This window comes from Olleya sp. UBA1516, from assembly GCF_002323495.1.
GTDB lineage: Bacteria > Bacteroidota > Bacteroidia > Flavobacteriales > Flavobacteriaceae > Olleya.
In genome coordinates this window covers 274,702-293,950 of the sequence record NZ_DCQO01000009.1, presented here as the reverse complement: position 1 = coordinate 293,950, position 19,249 = coordinate 274,702, and the positions used below count along the sequence as shown (strand labels likewise).

Here is a 19,249-nt window from a genome sequence, read left to right as displayed (position 1 = left end):
TTATTTAACTTTTCATGTCAAATTTAAGAATTCTGAGTAGACTTTTATTTAATTATTAAGCTAAACTTTAAGGTCTTTTTTATGACCTATAAAGCCTAACTTAACAACAAGACTAATCAAATATTTTTAGTGTTTGACTTCTAAATCATAATATCTAACTTTTGCAAAAGCCCCTTCATCTCTGGTTTGCAAATAGTTTCCTGCTTTAAAATAGTTTTCAAAAACACCCCATTTTTTCATGTGGATATCTTCGTAAACTTTGTATTCGTTTTCATTTAAAATAACCACCATTTTTCCGTCAGAAACTTCCACTTCTAAAGTAAATTTTTTGAATCCTACTTCTTGCTCAAAATTAAATCCTTCGTCATCATCCCAAGCATCTTCATGTAACATTTCTTCTTCTGTTGCATCTAAGTTTTTAAGGACTTTTGTTTTTACTCTAATTTTTCCTTTGTCCCAATAAATTTTAAGAATTGGTGGTGCATTATTATCTTTCTCTCCTATTAAATCTCTTTGTTCATTAGTTAATCTACCATGAATTTGCATAATGATAGTGCGATGATATTTACCATCACTATCTTTAGAAATATCATCTATTGCTAATTTTCCTTTCATATAACCACCTTGCTTGAATGTCCAATTAACATTATTCTCTCCAGATACCATTTGCTCTCTTAGTTCTGACCTAGAGTATTTAGTATTTGCAGTGGTTGCGCTACTTGGAAATGCATAAAAAACAATTGCTCCTTTTGTAGAATCATTATACATATAAGGTTTTAACGATTCATTTGTAGCATAATCCATAATTTCTGGTGGAGACACTTCTTGTGGCTTTTTACCATCACCAGCAGGAGTTGTTACTTTCCAATGGGTTAAATCTATGTTTGGTAGTTTATATCTATTTCTTTTCTTTTTTTTCTTCTTCTTTTTTGATTCAACTTTAGACTCTGTAACAACCTTATTAGATTGACAGTTAGCATTGAAGACTGAAACAAAAACAAACAAGACTATTAATTTAAGTTTTATACGCATAAGTTTCAGTCTTTAATTTTTATTGAATGTTATTAATTATTGTAAATCGGCTGTAAAATTATCTACTCTAGCCTCTTCACCTTGATTTGTGATGTAAATACTTACTGTGTTATTAGCACCAGAATTAAACATAATGTTTACTGGCGTGTAAGCTTCTGCAGATCCTGTAAAAGATTGTAAGATTGCTGCATCTGTTTCAGCTTGAGTAGTAAATCCTCCACCTGCAAGTATTGCAACTGTACATGATCCACCAGCAGCTTCTAGTCTATATGAGTAAGAAATCACGTAATCTGTGTTTGGAGATACTTCAATTTCTTGATAACCAATTCTGTCTCCTGCTCCCGGAAATTTAGCTGCTTGTCCACCATCTGGAACAGAGCTACTTGTATTAATTTGAATTACACCACCTAAGTTAGAGTTTTTCCAAGAATCACGACCATCTCCTGAACCATCAGGTAATGTATTATCCTCAAAACTTGGTTCTAAAATAACAGGTATGATAGCTAAAGGCTCTTCTGGTTCAAACACCACAACATCTATTGTTACTGTGTCTGATGCACCATTAGCGTCACTTGTTGTTAAAGTAACTGGATAAGTCCCTTCTCCTGCTTCAAATGTATAAGTAGGATCTTGATCCGTTGTTGTTACACCTCCACCAAAATCCCACAAATACATTGTAGATTCTGATGATAAATCAGAGAAATAAATCTTTTTAAAATCATCTATATCTGCTGCATATGTAAAATTTGCAGTTGGTAAAACAGTGTCTACTTTTGAATTAGCGTCTGGTAACTCAAACTCAAATTGATCTTCGCAACTTGTAAAAGTGAATGACATTATCATGCTTACAAGTAAAAACGTAGTCGTACGAATAATATTAACTTTGTTTTTCATATTTTTTTATGTTTTAATATCCTGGGTTTTGACTTAAAAGTCCATTACTTATATTAATTTCTCTAGCTGGAATAGGTAGTAATAAATCTCTTGTATTAAAAGTGTAGTCCATCTCTGTAGCATGTGCACTTAATACTGAGTTTGCAATTCCAAATCTTACTAAATCAAAGAATCTATGGTTTTCAAAAGCCAATTCTACACGTCTTTCATTAATTAAATCTTGTTTAGTTATCGCATCTGGAGCATCTATCGTTGGCATATTAGCTCTTAATCTAACTTCGTTAAAAGAATCTCTTGCTGCTTGTACTGTTGTTTGCGCACCACCTGCCATAATAGCTTCTACATGCATTAATAATACATCTGCATAACGTGATACAATCCAATCGTTTCCTGCTTGACGTGGATTTGGACCATAATTATCTGCTAATCCAAAACCATTAGGAAAAAATTTAGCTACTTCGTAGAAAGAACCAACAGTAATGTAAGATTCTGCTGTTCTATCTCCTCCATAAAGTCCGAAGTCCGCAATTAAATTATCATTAATTACATTTAATCCATCTTGTCTACCAACAGATGTTGTAAACTCTGATGAAAATCCTTGACTCTCTGCAGTGTTACCTGCTACATAACCAATTGCAAATAGTATTTCATCGTTTAATTCTGAATAATACACATCATGAAAGTTTGGCATTAATGAAAATTGCATGCTTTGTATTATTGATTCGCATAATTGTTGAGCGCCTAAATAATCTGGTGATTGTTTAGTTAAATATACTTTAGCTAATAATGCTTGTGCAGCTGCAGTAGATGCTCTTGACTTATAAGTACTATTTAAATTTAATATTGCTTCTTGTAGGTCTTCAATTATAACAGTGTAAATAGTTGAAGTACTAACTCTTGTAAAAAGTACATCTGTTTCTTCTGGACCAACTACAGATGTAATTAATGGTACATCACTAAATAAACGTACTAGGTTAAAGTAAGCGTATGCTCTTAAAAATTTAGCTTCAGCTGTGTAAGATGCTCTATTTGCTGCATCTGCTTTTTCAATATAATTTAAAACAGTATTTGCTCTAAAAATGATTTCGTAAGAACTAGCATAGTAATCCTCTACTTCCACATTATTTGCATCTACTAAATATCTATGAAAATCTGCTTTAGATCCTTCTGTTGTAGCAGATCTAGTATTATCAGTTCTCATTTCTGTTAAAAGATATTCAAACTGTACACCTCTATTATAATTTGAAGAGTTAGTTTCGGTATCTTCATTTACGCCTTGAATAGCATCGTAAATTCCGATAATTCCAGCAAGTACATCGTCATCGTTATTAAAAAACTGATCAACTACTACTACTGAGTCTGGCGTTGGGTTTAGAAAATCATCGTTACAAGAAAATAACATCATTCCTGAAACTAAGACCGCTATATATTTTATATGTTTCATAATTTATATGTTTTTTTTAATTAAAAGTCTACGTTTAAACCAAAAGAGATAGTTTTAAAAATAGGTGTTCCTGCTCTTTGTGCACCATATTGTGTTGGTGTGTCATCATCTACAAACTCTGGGTTAAATCCATTATACTCACTAGACGTAATGTATAATAAGTTTTGAGCAGTAGCATAAACTCTTAATTTAGATAAACCAATTCTTTCTGTTATGTCATCTGGTAAAGTATAACCTAAGTTGATGTTTCTTAAAGAAAAGTAAGATGCACTTTGTACCACGTCATCTGTTAATACTCTTTCTTGTAAAAATGAAGCATCTGGAATAATTCCTGCATCCACTACTTCTTGCGGACTAGTCGTTGCACCTTGCCAATGTGTAGCAAAATATTGGTCTCCAATGTTTTTAACTTCTGCACCATGACTACCTTGAACCATGAATGAAAAATCAAATTGATCATAACTAAACTCATTAGTTAAACTCCAAACTAATTCTGGATAAGGATTACCTAAGATAGCTTTATCTTCTTCTGTAATTAAACCATCACCATTTAAATCTTTTACAATTACATCTTGTGATTGTCCATTAATTGGGAAGTATGGAGACTCCCAGTATTGGTTTGCTAATTCTGTATCTACTACATAACCATAAAAAGATGATATTGGGTTACCTACTAGGTTTATCCATTGTGAGTTTCTACCAAATGTATCTTCTGGAGTTGCACCATTTGAATCACCATAATCAGTTAATTCATTTTTGTTTGTTGAAGCGATTAAAGTTGTGTTCCATCTAAAGTTTTCTGTCGAAATATTTTTTGTTCTAAACTCTAATTCAAAACCACTATTTACAACTTCTCCTAAGTTTACAATACCTTCAGAAAAACCTGTCGTGTAAGATACTGGGTTGTTTAACAATAAGTCATTACTTGTTCTTTTATAATAATCTAAAGAACCACTAATTTTGTTGTTAAATAATCCAAAGTCGATACCTGGATTAAATTCTTTTGAAGCTTCCCATCTTAACTCTGCGTTTGCAATATTAGCTGGAGAAAAACCTGTAGTAACGTTACCATCTATAATAGCATTTGAGTCGTTTAATAAAGATAAGTATGCGTACCAATCTGTAAGATCACTTCCTGTATCAAAGTTTTCATTACCTGTAAGACCGTAACTTACTCTTAATTTTAAGTTGTTTACAACATCGCTTTCGCTTAAAAAATCTTCGTTAGATACATTCCAACCTAAAGATAATGCTGGGAAATTACCCCATTTTGTACTTGCTCCAAATACAGAACTTGCATCACGTCTAAATGACGCTGATAACAAATACTTGTCGTTATATGCATAGTTTACCCTTCCAAAATAACCGATTTTATTTTTTTCGATATTATATTCTCCGTAGCTAGCAATAGTAGTTGCTGCATTAAGATTTTTAATTAAGTCATTAGTATAACCAGAACCTTCTACTGCACTGTTTTCAATTCTTCTGTTTTGAACTGTAAAACCTGCAAGGAAATCAAACTCATGGTTTCCAAAATCTTTAGAATATGATAAAGTGTTATCTGATCATGTAGCACTTGAAGTTTCTAGAAGTGCATCACCAGAAGTTGTTTGGTCTATTAATGATTTTTTATGTGACCATATGTAACCATCTTTCCAATATATTTTAATTAAAGGAGGTCCATTATTAGAAGAAAATCCATGAATAGCCATATCCTCTTCGGAAATTATACCATGAATCTGCATTACGATTACCTTATGAAAATTTGCACTAGTATCTGCATCTTCTGAAATAGATACCACTTGCAATCTTCCAATCATTTCGCCTCCATCGTTTAAAGACCAATTTTGCTTAGCATTATTTGGATTGTATTTGAGGTTGAAACATCAGGAATAGAATAAAACACTAAACTATTGTCTGAAGTATCATCATATAAATATGGTTGAATAGCTGTTATATTTTGATAACCAAAACCTACTAATTGATTTGGTTGAAACTCGTCTGGAGAACCATTATTATTTAAATCGACTGGTAAAGTTAATTTCCAATTTGTAAAGTCTATTATGGGTGTGCTATTTTCAGTATCCAGAATTTGACCAATAGTAGTCGACGTATTGTTATCCTCTGGATTATCAACCGATGAACAAGACATCCATAAACTTAAAAACAAAGCTGTTTTTAATACAAATGCGGTTGAAGAAAAAGCGAATTTCATTATAAAAATATAAAAAATTAGAAATTGGTTTACCAAACTGGTTTACCAAATATAAACGTTTTATATTAATATTAAAATTTTTAACGGTTTTATTAATAAATTGTTAATTATTAGCCTTTAAATTGATTAAACAATAAGTAGTAATAAATTTAAGTTAAATCATATATAATTATAGATTAAAACTAAGTGTAATAATTAAATAGTGTACACTCTTACCTTTTTCTTTTTTAATCTTGTGTTATTAATTGTATCGATAATAATAGTTGCTTTTGTTTTTGGCACAGCTACAAACACACAATCTTGTTTAAGTTCTATAATTCCAATTTCGGATTTATCTAGATTACATTGTTTAAACAACACACCTGCTACATCTCCTTTAGAGATTTTATCTTTACGTCCTCCAGAAATAAATAGTGTAACCCAATCTGTAGCTAAAGTATTTACCGTTCCTCTTGGCGTTACTGTATCATCAAATTTAATAAAATCCGGAAGGCGCTCTCCTTCCCATTGTATAACATAAGATGTCCCTTCTGCATTCATACGTGCAGTACGACCATTACGATGTGTAAACTCTTCTGCCTTTAAAGGTAATTGATAGTGAATAATGTAATTTAATTCAGGAATATCTAAACCACGTGCTGCAAGATCTGTGGCGATTATAATTTGATGTGTACCGTTTCTAAATTTAATTAATGCTCGTTCTCTATCAATTTGCTCCATGCCACCTTGAAAACAACCATGTCCAATATTATTTTTAGTTAAAAAGTCGCTTACAAATTGTATAGTGTCTTTATAATTACAAAATATAATACCTGGTTTATTACCTATATCATGTAATAAATCTACTAACGTTTGAAGCTTATTTTTATCTGGAGACAAAACTTGCTTGATTTCTAAATTTGAAACTTTAGTATCAGAATAATCAATAATCAATTCGTTTTCAAGACCTACAAAACGCGGAATTTCCATGTCTTGAGTTGCTGATGTTAGAATCCTTTTTTTAATATGAGGCAAACTAGCTATTATTTCACTCATTTCCTTTTCAAAGCCTACTTCTAAAGACTTATCAAATTCGTCTAAAACAAACGTGTTTATATCATCCACTATAAAGGTTTCACGTCTTAAGTGATCAGCCACACGACCAGGAGTACCTATTAAAATCGCAGGTGTATGCGCTAAGTCGATTTTATCTTTACTAAAATGTCTACCTCCATAAACAGCATTTGCTTTAAAACCGGTTCCCATAGTGCGAATAACCTGTTCTATTTGAATTGCTAATTCTCTTGAAGGTACTAATATTAGTAATTGTACATTTTTACAATCTGTATTTAATGCAGTAATGGTAGGCAATAAAAAGGCTAGTGTTTTACCAGTTCCTGTTGGCGATAATAACACTGTGTTTTCAGCATTTGTAATAGATAACAAAGCTTCTTCCTGCATTGGATTAAGTGCCTTGATATTTAATTTATCTAAAATATCTTGCTGTACTTTTAAATAGCTACTCATGGTTTATTTTTTCTTTTTTTTCTTTATAACCTCTTGTTTATCAACAATGGTATTATTTTCTGCTATGTAATTGGATAATATTTTATCTACTAATTCTTCTTTTGTTAAATGATGAAAAATAGTTTTTACTTTCGCTTTAAAATCTTCTGGAATATCTCTGTTTACCTTAGTTTTAAAGATTTTTTTAGCCCAAAGTAATCCATTATTTTCTTCTATACTTTTAGCATCAGCTTTTTGATATTGTTTGAAATTAATACCTAGTTCTGCTTCAAAATCCGGAATGTCTTGTACCTCGTCTTCTTGGATAACACTTAATGCAAGACCATTTGCTCCTGCTCTAGCTGTACGACCACTTCTATGCACATAAGCATCGTATGTATCAGGTAAATGATAATTAACTACAAAAGCTAAATCTTTAACATCAATTCCACGAGCAGCCAAATCTGTTGCTACAAGTATATTAATGTGACCTTCTCTAAATTGACCCATAATACGATCTCGAATCCCTTGTGTTAAGCTACCATGTATAGCTCCAGAAGAAAATTTATTTATCGCTAAATTTTTAGCTAACTTATTAACTGCTGCTTTTGTTTTACAAAAAATAATACCACGCTGACCATCATTGGCGTTTAAAAAGTGCATTAACACATTTAATTTCTCTATAGGCTCAACCACCACATATTGATGATCTATACCTTGGTGTCCAACGGTTTCCATATCAGCTTCAATAGTCAGCACTTTTTTAGACAAACTGTTTTGAACCAATTGCTTTATTGTTCCTGGCATAGTTGCAGTAAACAACAACGTTCTTCTGCTTTTTGGTAAAACCTTAATTATAGCATCAAGACCTTCTTTATGTGCACTAACCATTTCATCTGCTTCATCTAAAACAAAATATGAAATCTCTTTTATATTTATAGCGTTGCGCTCTATTAAGTCCGCTAAACGTCCAGGAGTTGCTACAACAATATGAGTAGTTTTTTTAAGTGCTTCGATCTGTGGCTTTATTGGTATACCACCAAAAACACCAGCAATAGACACGTTTAATTGAGATGAATTAAATGCTTCTAAATTTTTAAATATTTGCTGACCCAACTCTCTTGTTGGAGCTAAAATAACTGCTTGAATATCACTTTTATTACTATCTATTAATTGTAATAATGGTAATCCAAAAGCAGCAGTTTTTCCTGTTCCTGTTTTTGCAATAGCAACAATATCGTCAGTTTGGTTTAGTATTACAGGTATTACTTTTGATTGAATATCTGTTGGTTTTGTAATTTGCAAATCTGCTAAAGTGCTTTGCAATGCTGCGTGAATACCTAAACTTAAAAATTGTTGTGACATAAAATATAATTTTATGCAAATATAGTGGAGTTTTATTGGTTTAATAGATTTATGTCATGCGATTTAGAATCCCTTTTAAACAGTTATTTAATTTAATAAATTATATAAATCAAAAAGAGGATAATTTTTCAAATTATCCCCTTTTCTCACTATCAACAAACCAAATCAAAAAATCATTTATTCCATTTCTATAATACCAACCACTTCATAAGCTCTGGTACCATCTATTTGTATTTTTTCGTATAATATATTTGCGTATTCGTAATATGTTTCGTCGTTTATAACAACCTTTTCATAATCGTCTGGTAACTCATAAACAATAGTACCAACTTCAGGATCTACTACTTCATATTCATTACCTATTTGAGTATAAAATACACCATAAGCATTGTAATAATTACGATTATTATAACGTACTTTTTTATAATTTACTGGTAAGGTATTAATCCTAAAACCAACCTTTGGCGCTATTACAATATAACGACCTCTAGACTGTGTATAATACTTATTGTTAGCATAGTAATAGTTTTGTCCTCTGTATGTTACGACCGTTCTGTTTGGTACAGTTCTAACTGAAACCACTTTACGTTTTGGTGTTTTATAAGTAACCTTAGTGCTAGGCACACGCGCAGCAACAGTACGTTTAGTAGTCGTTGTTGTGGTTGTAACAACCTTTTTATTACTTGTAGTTCTTCTTGTTTGTGCTTCTGTTTGTGTAGCAAATGCTATCAGTAATACTGCTGGCAATATGTATGCTTTTATAAATGTTTTCATAATTTAAAGATTTAAAATTCAACTTTATTTTACTATCAATACTAAGACGTTTTTTAGTATTAATAGTTTAAAGGTATTTGAATTATTCCTGTTAAAAAATGAAAATATACCGTTAACTAGATTGTATCTACCAAACCAGTATTTTTATAGATGAGATTATTTTGAAGAGACAAAATCCCAGTAAATTAATGCAAAGAATTATTATTAATATACTCTAAAAATTTAGGCTTATATTGCTCCGAAACTGTTATACGTTGGTCGTTAATTATAATCTGACTACGCTCAATAACATCTATATTTTTAAGTGATACTATAAACGAACGATGCACACGCATAAATTGTGTTTCTGGTAATTCTTGTTCTAAAGATTTTAAACTCATTAAAGTTAAAATAGCTTTTGGGTTGTCTTTTAACCAGATTTTAATGTAGTCTTTTAAACCTTCAAAATATAAAACATCTGTTAATTTTATGCGCAATTGTTTGTATTCCGATTTTACAAAAAGAAATTCTTTTGCTTCAGAAATTACAGGTTGCTTCTTCCCTTTTACTAATTCAAACCAAGTAGCTGCTTTGTTGGCTGCAGCTAAAAACTCAGCGTAATCAAAAGGTTTTAATAAATAATCTATAGCTTCTACTTTAAAGCCTTCTAACGCATAATTATCAAAAGCGGTGGTGAAAACAACACGTGTATCTTTTGGTAACATTTTAGAAAATTCAATACCTGTTAAATCTGGCATTTGTATGTCCAAAAACAATAAGTCTACAGGATTATTTTTAACAAACTCCATAGCTTCAATTGCACTACTACATTTCTGTTTTAGTTCTAAAAAAGGTGTTTTCTCAACATAACTTTCTACTAAATTTAAAGCCATAGGCTCATCATCTACAATTACACAAGATATTTTTAGGTTGCTCATACTTTAGTTGGTTTCAATTTCTAATTGGGCTACAAAACGCGATTCTTTTACAAAGGTTTTAAAACTATTTTTGTTTGGATACAACAATTCTAATCGTTTTTTAATATTAGGTAGTCCTATTCCTGAGCCACTTTTATCTTCGGTTTTCTTCGGAAAATTATGATTTTCGATAGTAAATAAAACCGTTTGATTATCGCAAGTCATGTTAATGTCAATAGTACTTGCTTTACTAGCGGAAACACCATGTTTAAAAGCGTTTTCAATTAATGAAATAAATAATAAAGGTGCAATTTTAATTCCCGTTTCAGCTGAAGGAAAACTATAATTAACAACTGTTTTGTCAGACACACGAAGCTTCATAAGCTCGATATACTTTTTCATAAAATCTATTTCTTTAGTTAAAGCAATAGATTCTTCGCTTGTTTCATATAACATGTAACGCATCAACTTGCTCAAACTATGTATTGATGTTTTGGCTTGATCTGGTGAAATATCTACCATAGCATAAATATTATTCAATGAATTGAAAAAGAAATGCGGTTGTAACTGGTAATGTAAATGTTGTAATTCTGACTGTAATTTAAAATTGGTAGCTTCCTTACGTTCTGCTTCTGTTTTTACCCAACGTTTTGTTGTTTTTAATGCTATTGAAAACAATAAAGGTGCCATATATGATACCATTTGAACGTAAATAAACATCTTAAATGGTGGACCAGAACTATCACTATCCACTCTTTTCTTAACAATATTTTGAAAAAAAGCACCTTCAACTGTTTCTTTAAAATAAATGAATAATGCAATGCAAATCACATTAATACCTACAAACCAAACTGTTTTTTTTGTGAATAAAAACTTATCTATTAGCACAAAATAATTGAGATAAAACAAAACAGCAGATAGCACTAACGGAATCCAAAAATGTATAACCACTCTATTTATGTCTTGCTCTTGACCGTAAGACAATAAGTAAGGCATGCTAAACAGTACAAACCAAACTAGAATGTGCGATAACAGTGTTATGTTTTTATTTTTAATCATGAGTTTTTTATTCGTAACGTAAAGCGGTTATTGGATCTAAAGCTGAAGCTTTTCTTGCAGGATACCATCCAAAAAAGATACCTGTAACTGCACATACTGCAAATGATATTACTATTGAGTACAGCGCAACACTTGTAGGCCAATTTAAGAATTTTTCGATAAAAACCGTGGCTCCAAGTCCTAAGATTACACCAAGTAATCCACCAGTGATGCTTATTAAAATAGCTTCGATTAAAAACTGCATTAAAATATCCGATCCCTTACCACCAACAGCCATACGTAAACCAATTTCTTTAGTACGCTCTTTTACAGAAACATACATGATATTCATAATACCAATACCACCAATTAATAGCGATATACTTGCAACTGCAACTAAAAGTACGGTTAGCATTTCGCTAGTAGAGCTAAACGTTGAAATTAACTCTTCCATAGAACGCACACTAAAATCATCTTCTTCATTATCTAATAGTTTATGCTCAGTTCTTAAAATTTCTGTAACCTGAGTCACAGCATCTGCAGCATCATCTTCACTAATTGCAGAAGCTATAACTTGATTTAAATGGTCTATTGCCAAAATACGTTTTTGAACCGTTGTATAAGGCGCAATAACTACATCATCTTGATCTTGACCAAAGGTGTTTTCTCCTTTTTCTTCTAAAACACCAATAACTTTAAACGGTATATTATTAAAACGAATCATTTGTCCTACAGGTTCTTGTCCATCAGGAAACACATTATCGACAACCGTTTGCCCAATTACTACAACTTTAGAAGCCGATTTAACTTCGGCATGTGTAAACATACTACCACTCTGTAAACCAACAACTTTAATATCTAGATACTCTGGATTTACACCATAAATGGAAGAAGGCCAGTTGTTTGAGCCATTAATAACTTGTCCACCACCATTAACGACTGGTGTTACATAACTTAATAAATCGGCTTGCGCTTTTATCACTTCGTAATTTTGAAGCGTTAATGTTTGCACATCTCCTCCACTACCTCTGGCAGGACCTCTATCGTCTGCTCCTGGTTGTATGGTAATCATATTTGAACCCATATTTGAAATGGTAGAACGAATACTTTCTTTAGAACCTTCACCAATAGCTAACATAGCAATTACAGACGCTACACCAATGATGATACCTAACATAGTCAGCAAGGTTCTCATTTTATTAAGGACAATTGCCTTAAAAGCAATTTTTATTAAATTTAATAGTCTCATAATTAATCGTCTTGTTTAGGCAGTTTAGCTAATTGCTCTGCTGCAGATTGTACTTTATGATTTTTATAGTCTTGCATGATACTTCCATCTTTTAATACAATAGTTCTGCTACTAAAAGTGGCTATATCAGGCTCATGTGTAACAAAAGTGATGGTAATCCCTTTTTGATTTAGCTCCTGAAACAGCGACATAATTTCGTACGAGGTTCTTGTGTCTAAGTTTCCTGTTGCCTCATCTGCCAGAATCATTACTGGGTTATTTACCAAGGATCTTGCTATAGCAACACGTTGTTGTTGTCCTCCTGAAAGCTGCGAAGGTGTATGATGCAATCTATCTCCTAAACCAACCATTTCTAATGCTTTTATAGCACGTTCTCTGCGCTCTTCAGTAGACACTTTACTGTTATATAACAAGGGTAATTCTACATTTTCTATTGCAGATGTTCTTGCCAATAAGTTATAAGATTGAAATATGAATCCAATTTTTTCGTTTCTTATGGTTGCTAATTCATTTCGGCTTAAAGCCTTAACACTTACACCATCAATTTCATATTCACCAGAGGTTGGCTGATCTAAACACCCTAAAATGTTAAGCATCGTACTTTTTCCAGAACCACTAGATCCCATTATGGTAACAAATTCACCTTCTTTTATATTAAACGAAATTCCTTTTAAGGCATGTACCGTTTCGGTTCCCATGGTAAACTGTCGTTTTAAGTCTTCTATTTTAATAATGTCTTTACTCATGGCTTTTATTTTTTCTTGTTTCCTCCTGGACGTTGTGGCATAAACGGACTTTCGTTTGCTCCTGCTGGTCCTGAAGCTTCTGCTTTTGATACACCTTTTAAACTATACACTAACTCATCACCTTCATTAATTCCGCTTAACACTTGTACATTTACACCATCACTAGCGCCTAATGTTACTGTTTTTGGTGTTATACTTCTATCTTTTCCTAATACCCAAAGTGTAGTTTCTTTTTTTGAAGCTGTACTAACACTGCTTGATAAATTATGATGTGTATTATAAGACGTTAATGTTTCAGTTTCTGGAGTAAAGTTTATGGCTTTAGCTTCTGCAGTTAACACATCATTTAATTCCAATGTGAAAATTGAAATAGTTGCTGTTAATCCTGGTTTAAGTTTTAAATCTGGATTGTGTGCCTTAATAACCACTGTGTACGTTACTACGTTTGATGTTACTGTTGGATCTAAACGTACTTGTGTGACTTCACCTTCAAAAGTTTCGCCTAAATAAGCATCTACTGTAAAGGTTACACGTTGTCCTTCTTTTACATTTCCAATATCTGCTTCATCTACATCTGCTTCTACTTGCATTTCTTTTAAATCTTGAGCAATTGTAAATAAGGTTGGCGTGCTTAAACTTGCTGCAACTGTTTGTCCTTCATCAATAGCTCTAGATAAAACAACTCCATTTATTGGCGAATATATATTAGCATAACCTAAATTTGTTCTAGCAGATTGTAAATCTGAATAACGCTGTGTTACTGTACCTTTTGCTGTATCGTAATTAAAAGCTGCATCATCAAAATCGGATTTGCTAATTACCTGATTATCATATAAGGTTTTTTGTCTGTCGTAAATAGTTTTGGTGTAATTTCTTTGGCTTACAGCATTATCATAAGCTGCTTGTGCTTGTGTTTTTGCAGCATTTAAGTTAGTTTTATCTAATTCTGCAATAAGCTGACCTTCTTTAACTACGCTATTGTAATCCACATAAATTTTCTCCACAACTCCAGAAACCTGTGTACCAACTTCTACTTGTGTAATTGGCTCAATAGTTCCCGTTGCAGTAACCATAGTGGTTACGTTATTTATTTTTGCTGTAACCGTTTTAGGTTCTATTACTATGGCATCGTCGCTTTTTAAAAAGCTATAGCCTACAAATGCAAGTACAAGTACGACAATGCTAGTTATTATTATATTTTTTTTGTTTTTCATGATCGTTTTGATTAAAGTTTAATATCGTTTCCTTGGTAAAATTGTAATAATTCGTGGTACAAAATATTTAAGTATTTAGACTGTAAATAGTTTTGTTGTGCATTGGTATATGTGTTTTGACTTATTACCAAGTCTGTAGTACTTAATGCACCTAATTCGTATTTTTTTTGTGCTAGGTTATAGCTTTGTTCTGCTGCTACTTTAGAGGCTTCAGTAGCTATAACTTGCTCTTGTGCAGAGACTGCATTTTGGTAAGCAGTTTCTACTTTTTTATACACTTCTTTTTCTGTGTTTTGCTTTTGTATTTCCGCTTTATCAATATTTATTGATGCTGTTTTAACTGCTGCTTTAGTTTGATTTCTATTAAATATTGGAATGGTTAACGATAAGCCTAATTTTTGATTGAAGTTAACATCAAACTGATCTGAAAACGTATTATCGTTAATACTTGTGTAACCAGAACCCATACTTCCTGTTAAGGATAAGGTTGGTAAAAAACCACCTTTAGCAATGTCAAGTTCTTTCTCGTTTGCTGCAATATTTAATTGACTTGCCTGAATTTCTGGCAGAAAACCAATAGCATTATTATAAAGTTGATTTTTATCGATGTCTAGATTAATTAAATCCATGTTTTCATCAATAGTTTCAATTTGAATATCTTCTAAAGGCGATAATTCTAATAATTGTTTCAGTTGAATAATGTATTGCTGATAATCATTTTTAGCAGATATAACATTGAATTTGTTAGTAGCTGCTTGACTTTGTGCTTCGGTGTAATCACCTAAAGCAATGGTTCCTGCATCTAATCTTGCTTTTGCTCTTTCAACTTCTTTTTCTGATGCAACAACATTGTTTTCCGCTATAGCGATACTTTCTTTGCTATAAAGCGTTTGTAGATACACTTCTAGAATGTTTAAAACAATATTGTTTTTTTCGACTTCTTCTAGAAAAATACTTTGCTCTAATAAAATCTTGTTTTGCTTGATTTGATTGCTAAGTTGATTCCCTTGAAATAAAGTCATCGAACTATTAATACCAACATTTGTACTATGGATTTGATCTGTAACATAATCGCTAGTAATAGGATCTATAGTACTTCCGTTAGAAAAATTTTGCGATGCACTACCAAATAGGTTTGGTAATCTAGACGATTTTGCTTTGCTGTAATCTACTTCGGCAAGGTTTTTATCTAAAGTGGCATCTTTGATCGTAATATTATGCTCAATTGCATAATCTATGCAATCTTGAAGCGACCAAACTTTAGTTGATGTTTCTTGAGCAAACGACAATTGCACAAAAAATAAACTGACTATGATTAAATATAATTTCATTTTAAAAGGTGTTTTAATTCTACACTTCAAAGGTGAAACTATATACTATCTTATTATAATGCGATAGACGTTTGAGGGTTTTAACTATACGAAATCGGGAAATCTATCGACGAGAATTTTTCGGCTTTAGCCTAAAAACAAAAACAGCCTCTAAATAACTTAGAGACTGTTTTTTATATAATTAAAAAAGTGCTTTAATTTTTAAGCGAATTCATGTCAATTACAAAACGATATTTAACATCGTTACTTGTTACACGATCGTAGGCTTTATTAATATCTTGCATATCAATAAGTTCAATATCACTGGTAATATTGTGTTCTCCACAAAAATCTAACATCTCCTGTGTTTCTTTTATACCTCCAATTAAAGATCCTGCTATACGTTTACGACCTACTATAATATTTCCACCATGAAAAGGTTCTAACGCTTCAATTGCACCAACTAAAACCATCGTAGCGTCTATTTTAAGTAACCCTAAATACGGATCCATTTTATGACCTACAGGAATGGTATTTAAGATAAAATCGAAACTACCTTGGTGTTTTTTCATGTCGTCTGCATCTTTAGACACTAACACTTCATGTGCGCCTAATCTTTTTGCATCTTTACCTTTTTCTGGAGATGTTGTAATCATAACAACATGCGCTCCTAAAGCATTCGCAAATTTAACTCCCATGTGACCTAAACCACCTAGACCAATAACACCTACTTTATCTCCTTTTTTAACTTTCCAGTGACTTAAAGGGGACCATGTTGTAATTCCAGCACATAATAAAGGTGCTGTTGCTGCCTCGTCTAAATTTTCAGGAATACTTAATACAAATTTTTTGTCAACCACTACTGACGATGCGTATCCACCATAGGTTTGTTTACCTTCAATATGTTTATCTGGACTGTTGTAGGTCCACGTTGCACCTTTTTCGCAAAATTGTTCTAAATCCTGATCACATGATGCGCAAGATTGGCAAGAGTCTACTAAACATCCTACACCTACTAAATCACCAACTTTATAATTGCTAACTGCTGATCCAACCTCTGTAACACGACCAATAATTTCGTGTCCTGGCACTACTGGATAGGTAGATCCTTTCCAATCGTTTCTAACCGTATGGATATCACTGTGGCAAACACCACAATACGTAATATCAATTTTTACGTCGTCCGTACCTACAGCACGTCGTTGAATATCTAAAGGTTTTAAATCTTCGGTTGCTGAAGTTGCACCATATGCTTTTACTGTTGTCGTTGCCATTTTTATGCTTTTTTAAGTGTTACTTTAAGTTCTATCTCTGTATTAAATACTTTGGAAATTGGACATACTTCCTTTGCTTTGTGTGCTATTTGCTGGAATTGTTCTGCATCAATTTCTGGAACATCACCTTCTAGGTTTAGTGTTATTTTAGTAATTGCTCCATCCTCAAAAGTAACCGTAGCATCTACTTCCAAACTTGTTGCTGTAAAATTGTCTTCGTTTAATAAAAAGCTTAATTGCATTGCAAAACATCCTGCGTGTGCTGCTCCTATTAACTCCTCTGGGTTTGTTCCTTTTTCACCATCTTCAAATCGTGTATGAAACGAATATTGTGTTTTATCTAAAACTTTACTTCCTGTGGTTAGACTTCCTTGTCCATCTTTACCACTTCCCTTCCATTCTGCATTTGCTTTTCTTGTAAATTTCATTTTGTATGTTTTAAGTTAAACTATAATTATTTAGACGCTGTTGGATAGTCAGTGTATCCTTTTTCTCCTGTTGTGTAAAAAGTATCTTCATCCCAATCTGCCAGCTCTAAATTGTTTTCAAAACGTGCTACTAAATCTGGATTTGAAATAAATAACTTACCGTAAGCGACTAAATCTGCATTACCATCCTCAATAACCTTGTTTCCTTTTTCTTGATCAAAACCTGCATTAATCATTAATGTACCATTATATAATGGTCTAAAATGCTTAGCAATCTCTTTGACTGCATAAGGAATCTCTGAAACATCATTAAAAGGTTCTGATAAGTGTACGTAAGCTAGATTATAGTTATTTAATTTTTTGATAATATACTCAAATGTAGGAATGGTCTCTTCATCCATTGTCATACCAAAAAGACCATCTAAGGATGGGTTAAAACGTGCTCCAATTTTTTCTTGCGGAATTACTTCTTTTATAGCATCTAAAACTTCAAAGAAAAAACGTGTTTTATTTTCTATGCTTCCACCATATTCATCTGTTCTATTGTTAGATGAATTATTAAAAAACTGATGAAATAAATAACCATTTGATGAATGAATCTCTACACCATCAAAACCTGCTTTTACTGCATTTGCTGCAGCATCTTGAAAATCTTTAACCGTTTGTTTAATCTCTTGAATAGTCATTGCCTTAGGTGTCACAGTATCTTTAAACCCATCAGGTGTATACGATTTTGCGTTTGGATTTAAAGCTGAAGATGATACTGGTAAATCTCCATTATGAAAGTCTGGATGTGACATACGTCCAACATGCCATAATTGAATAAAGATTTTTCCGCCTTTATCGTGCACACGTTTGGTTACTTTTTTCCAGCCCTCTATTTGCGCATTTGTATGTATTCCTGCGGTATTGATATAACCGACAGCTTTTTTTGACACTTGAGATCCTTCGGTAATTATTAAGCCTGCAGAAGCACGTTGCTCATAGTATAATCCGTGTAATTGATCTATTGGTACATTACCATCGTTATTTGCACGACTACGTGTCATAGGAGCCATAACGACTCTGTTATTTAAACTTATGCTTTTGTTATATGGTAGTAATAAAGGTTGTTTGCTCATATTTATAAACTGTATTATGTTAATAACATCAAATTTACAAATCAGAAACATCAATTTAATTGACCTACATCAATTAAGACAGATTTAACTTTTTAATTGTTTTCTTACTCTGCTTAGGTTTTCAGGAGAAATACCAAGGTAATTGGCAATGTCATAATTGGGTACTCGGTTTTCAATATTTGGATACGACACGCAAAACTCTAAATACCTTTCTTTAGTATTTTTTTCAAGTGTAGATAAAATACGCTTACGCTGTGCGATAAAAGCTTGGGTTATTAATACCCTAAAATAACGTTCAAAAACTGGTGCTTTTGTGTATAACTCTTGCAGCACGTCGTAATTTATTGCCAATAGTGTGGCGTCTTCAATAGCTTCAATATATAAGATGGATGAACCTTGATTATAAAAAGCATCAAAATCTCCAATCCACCAATTTTCAATAGCAAATTGAATAATATGAATACCACCTTTATCGTCAATGTAATATGCTTTTAGACAGCCTTTAACAACAAAGTATTCATGCTTAACATGTGTGCCAGGTTTTAGTAAAAACTGCCCTTTAGATACAGATATTTGATTTAAAGCAGCATTAAATAATTTAATATCCTCCAAACTTGGAGATACGTGATTATTTATGTGATTTATGATAGCAGAATACATCATACAAAGATGCTAAAAATTTAAATAAATATCAATGGAATTATTGAGCTTTAAATGAATAAAAAAAGGCTTTATGTAAACATAAAAGCCTTATCAACTACTAT

The 19,249-nt window shown here is 32.2% G+C and carries 18 protein-coding genes and 1 pseudogene; all 19 read right to left on the bottom strand.

The window, feature by feature from the left end; all coding sequences use genetic code 11:
• Nucleotides 1-126: 126 nt before the first annotated feature.
• Nucleotides 127-1,032, bottom strand: coding sequence for a polysaccharide lyase family 7 protein (locus tag B2989_RS05500; RefSeq protein WP_292945336.1), 906 nt, complete (start codon nt 1,030-1,032; stop codon nt 127-129).
• Nucleotides 1,033-1,068: 36 nt separating this feature from the next.
• Nucleotides 1,069-1,926, bottom strand: a complete 858-nt coding sequence (locus B2989_RS05495; protein ID WP_292945333.1) for a PKD domain-containing protein — start codon at nt 1,924-1,926, stop codon at nt 1,069-1,071.
• Between the two features lie 13 nt (nt 1,927-1,939).
• A complete protein-coding gene (locus B2989_RS05490; protein WP_292945330.1) occupies nt 1,940-3,370 on the bottom strand; it encodes a RagB/SusD family nutrient uptake outer membrane protein in 1,431 nt (476 codons plus the stop codon).
• Between the two features lie 20 nt (nt 3,371-3,390).
• Nucleotides 3,391-4,920: pseudogene (locus tag B2989_RS05485) on the bottom strand (SusC/RagA family TonB-linked outer membrane protein); the annotation flags it as partial.
• Nucleotides 4,921-4,935: 15 nt separating this feature from the next.
• The gene (locus tag B2989_RS15360) at nt 4,936-5,190 is read right to left on the bottom strand and encodes a hypothetical protein (RefSeq protein ID WP_348661350.1); all 255 of its coding nucleotides are present in this window, start codon (nt 5,188-5,190) and stop codon (nt 4,936-4,938) included.
• 14 nt (nt 5,191-5,204) lie between these two features.
• Complete coding sequence (locus tag B2989_RS15355) at nt 5,205-5,585, bottom strand: polysaccharide lyase family 7 protein (RefSeq protein WP_348661348.1); 381 nt, start codon at nt 5,583-5,585, stop codon at nt 5,205-5,207.
• Between the two features lie 195 nt (nt 5,586-5,780).
• Entirely contained in the window at nt 5,781-7,091 is a 1,311-nt protein-coding gene (locus B2989_RS05475) for a DEAD/DEAH box helicase (RefSeq protein WP_292945328.1), read from the bottom strand.
• Between the two features lie 3 nt (nt 7,092-7,094).
• Nucleotides 7,095-8,435 (bottom strand): DEAD/DEAH box helicase, encoded by a 1,341-nt coding sequence (locus tag B2989_RS05470; protein WP_292945327.1) that lies wholly within the window; start codon nt 8,433-8,435, stop codon nt 7,095-7,097.
• 177 nt (nt 8,436-8,612) lie between these two features.
• A complete protein-coding gene (locus B2989_RS05465) occupies nt 8,613-9,209 on the bottom strand; it encodes a DUF6515 family protein (protein ID WP_292945324.1) in 597 nt (198 codons plus the stop codon).
• Between the two features lie 185 nt (nt 9,210-9,394).
• Nucleotides 9,395-10,126, bottom strand: a complete 732-nt coding sequence (locus tag B2989_RS05460; protein WP_292945321.1) for a LytR/AlgR family response regulator transcription factor — start codon at nt 10,124-10,126, stop codon at nt 9,395-9,397.
• Nucleotides 10,127-10,129: 3 nt separating this feature from the next.
• On the bottom strand, nt 10,130-11,164 hold the full coding sequence (locus B2989_RS05455) for a sensor histidine kinase (RefSeq protein ID WP_292945318.1): 1,035 nt from the start codon (nt 11,162-11,164) through the stop codon (nt 10,130-10,132).
• Nucleotides 11,165-11,171: 7 nt separating this feature from the next.
• Nucleotides 11,172-12,392: an ABC transporter permease gene (locus B2989_RS05450; RefSeq protein WP_292945315.1), complete on the bottom strand. Its 1,221-nt coding sequence runs from the start codon at nt 12,390-12,392 to the stop codon at nt 11,172-11,174.
• Nucleotides 12,393-12,394: 2 nt separating this feature from the next.
• On the bottom strand, nt 12,395-13,138 hold the full coding sequence (locus B2989_RS05445; RefSeq protein ID WP_151894687.1) for an ABC transporter ATP-binding protein: 744 nt from the start codon (nt 13,136-13,138) through the stop codon (nt 12,395-12,397).
• Nucleotides 13,139-13,143: 5 nt separating this feature from the next.
• Nucleotides 13,144-14,352 carry an efflux RND transporter periplasmic adaptor subunit gene (locus B2989_RS05440; protein WP_292945304.1) on the bottom strand — a complete coding sequence of 403 codons (1,209 nt, stop codon included), beginning with the start codon at nt 14,350-14,352 and terminating at the stop codon, nt 13,144-13,146.
• Nucleotides 14,353-14,363: 11 nt separating this feature from the next.
• Nucleotides 14,364-15,683 (bottom strand): TolC family protein, encoded by a 1,320-nt coding sequence (locus B2989_RS05435; protein ID WP_292945301.1) that lies wholly within the window; start codon nt 15,681-15,683, stop codon nt 14,364-14,366.
• Nucleotides 15,684-15,877: 194 nt separating this feature from the next.
• Nucleotides 15,878-16,936: an NAD(P)-dependent alcohol dehydrogenase gene (locus B2989_RS05430; protein WP_292945299.1), complete on the bottom strand. Its 1,059-nt coding sequence runs from the start codon at nt 16,934-16,936 to the stop codon at nt 15,878-15,880.
• Between the two features lie 2 nt (nt 16,937-16,938).
• Entirely contained in the window at nt 16,939-17,364 is a 426-nt protein-coding gene (locus tag B2989_RS05425; protein ID WP_292945296.1) for an OsmC family protein, read from the bottom strand.
• 26 nt (nt 17,365-17,390) lie between these two features.
• Nucleotides 17,391-18,485 carry an alkene reductase gene (locus B2989_RS05420; protein ID WP_292945293.1) on the bottom strand — a complete coding sequence of 365 codons (1,095 nt, stop codon included), beginning with the start codon at nt 18,483-18,485 and terminating at the stop codon, nt 17,391-17,393.
• 84 nt (nt 18,486-18,569) lie between these two features.
• Complete coding sequence (locus tag B2989_RS05415; protein ID WP_348661344.1) at nt 18,570-19,148, bottom strand: Crp/Fnr family transcriptional regulator; 579 nt, start codon at nt 19,146-19,148, stop codon at nt 18,570-18,572.
• Between the last annotated feature and the right edge of the window lie 101 nt (nt 19,149-19,249).

Excerpts from the sequence above, each read along its gene's own strand:
- B2989_RS05500 (WP_292945336.1), bottom strand. The coding sequence starts at position 1,032 with ATGCGTATAAAACTTAAATTAATAGTCTTGTTTGTTTTTGTTTCAGTC.
- B2989_RS05495 (WP_292945333.1), bottom strand. The coding sequence starts at position 1,926 with ATGAAAAACAAAGTTAATATTATTCGTACGACTACGTTTTTACTTGTA.
- B2989_RS05490 (WP_292945330.1), bottom strand. The coding sequence starts at position 3,370 with ATGAAACATATAAAATATATAGCGGTCTTAGTTTCAGGAATGATGTTA.
- B2989_RS15360 (WP_348661350.1), bottom strand. The coding sequence starts at position 5,190 with ATGATTGGAAGATTGCAAGTGGTATCTATTTCAGAAGATGCAGATACT.
- B2989_RS15355 (WP_348661348.1), bottom strand. The coding sequence starts at position 5,585 with ATGAAATTCGCTTTTTCTTCAACCGCATTTGTATTAAAAACAGCTTTG.
- B2989_RS05475 (WP_292945328.1), bottom strand. The coding sequence starts at position 7,091 with ATGAGTAGCTATTTAAAAGTACAGCAAGATATTTTAGATAAATTAAAT.
- B2989_RS05470 (WP_292945327.1), bottom strand. The coding sequence starts at position 8,435 with ATGTCACAACAATTTTTAAGTTTAGGTATTCACGCAGCATTGCAAAGC.
- B2989_RS05465 (WP_292945324.1), bottom strand. The coding sequence starts at position 9,209 with ATGAAAACATTTATAAAAGCATACATATTGCCAGCAGTATTACTGATA.
- B2989_RS05460 (WP_292945321.1), bottom strand. The coding sequence starts at position 10,126 with ATGAGCAACCTAAAAATATCTTGTGTAATTGTAGATGATGAGCCTATG.
- B2989_RS05455 (WP_292945318.1), bottom strand. The coding sequence starts at position 11,164 with ATGATTAAAAATAAAAACATAACACTGTTATCGCACATTCTAGTTTGG.
- B2989_RS05450 (WP_292945315.1), bottom strand. The coding sequence starts at position 12,392 with ATGAGACTATTAAATTTAATAAAAATTGCTTTTAAGGCAATTGTCCTT.
- B2989_RS05445 (WP_151894687.1), bottom strand. The coding sequence starts at position 13,138 with ATGAGTAAAGACATTATTAAAATAGAAGACTTAAAACGACAGTTTACC.
- B2989_RS05440 (WP_292945304.1), bottom strand. The coding sequence starts at position 14,352 with ATGAAAAACAAAAAAAATATAATAATAACTAGCATTGTCGTACTTGTA.
- B2989_RS05435 (WP_292945301.1), bottom strand. The coding sequence starts at position 15,683 with ATGAAATTATATTTAATCATAGTCAGTTTATTTTTTGTGCAATTGTCG.
- B2989_RS05430 (WP_292945299.1), bottom strand. The coding sequence starts at position 16,936 with ATGGCAACGACAACAGTAAAAGCATATGGTGCAACTTCAGCAACCGAA.
- B2989_RS05425 (WP_292945296.1), bottom strand. The coding sequence starts at position 17,364 with ATGAAATTTACAAGAAAAGCAAATGCAGAATGGAAGGGAAGTGGTAAA.
- B2989_RS05420 (WP_292945293.1), bottom strand. The coding sequence starts at position 18,485 with ATGAGCAAACAACCTTTATTACTACCATATAACAAAAGCATAAGTTTA.
- B2989_RS05415 (WP_348661344.1), bottom strand. The coding sequence starts at position 19,148 with ATGATGTATTCTGCTATCATAAATCACATAAATAATCACGTATCTCCA.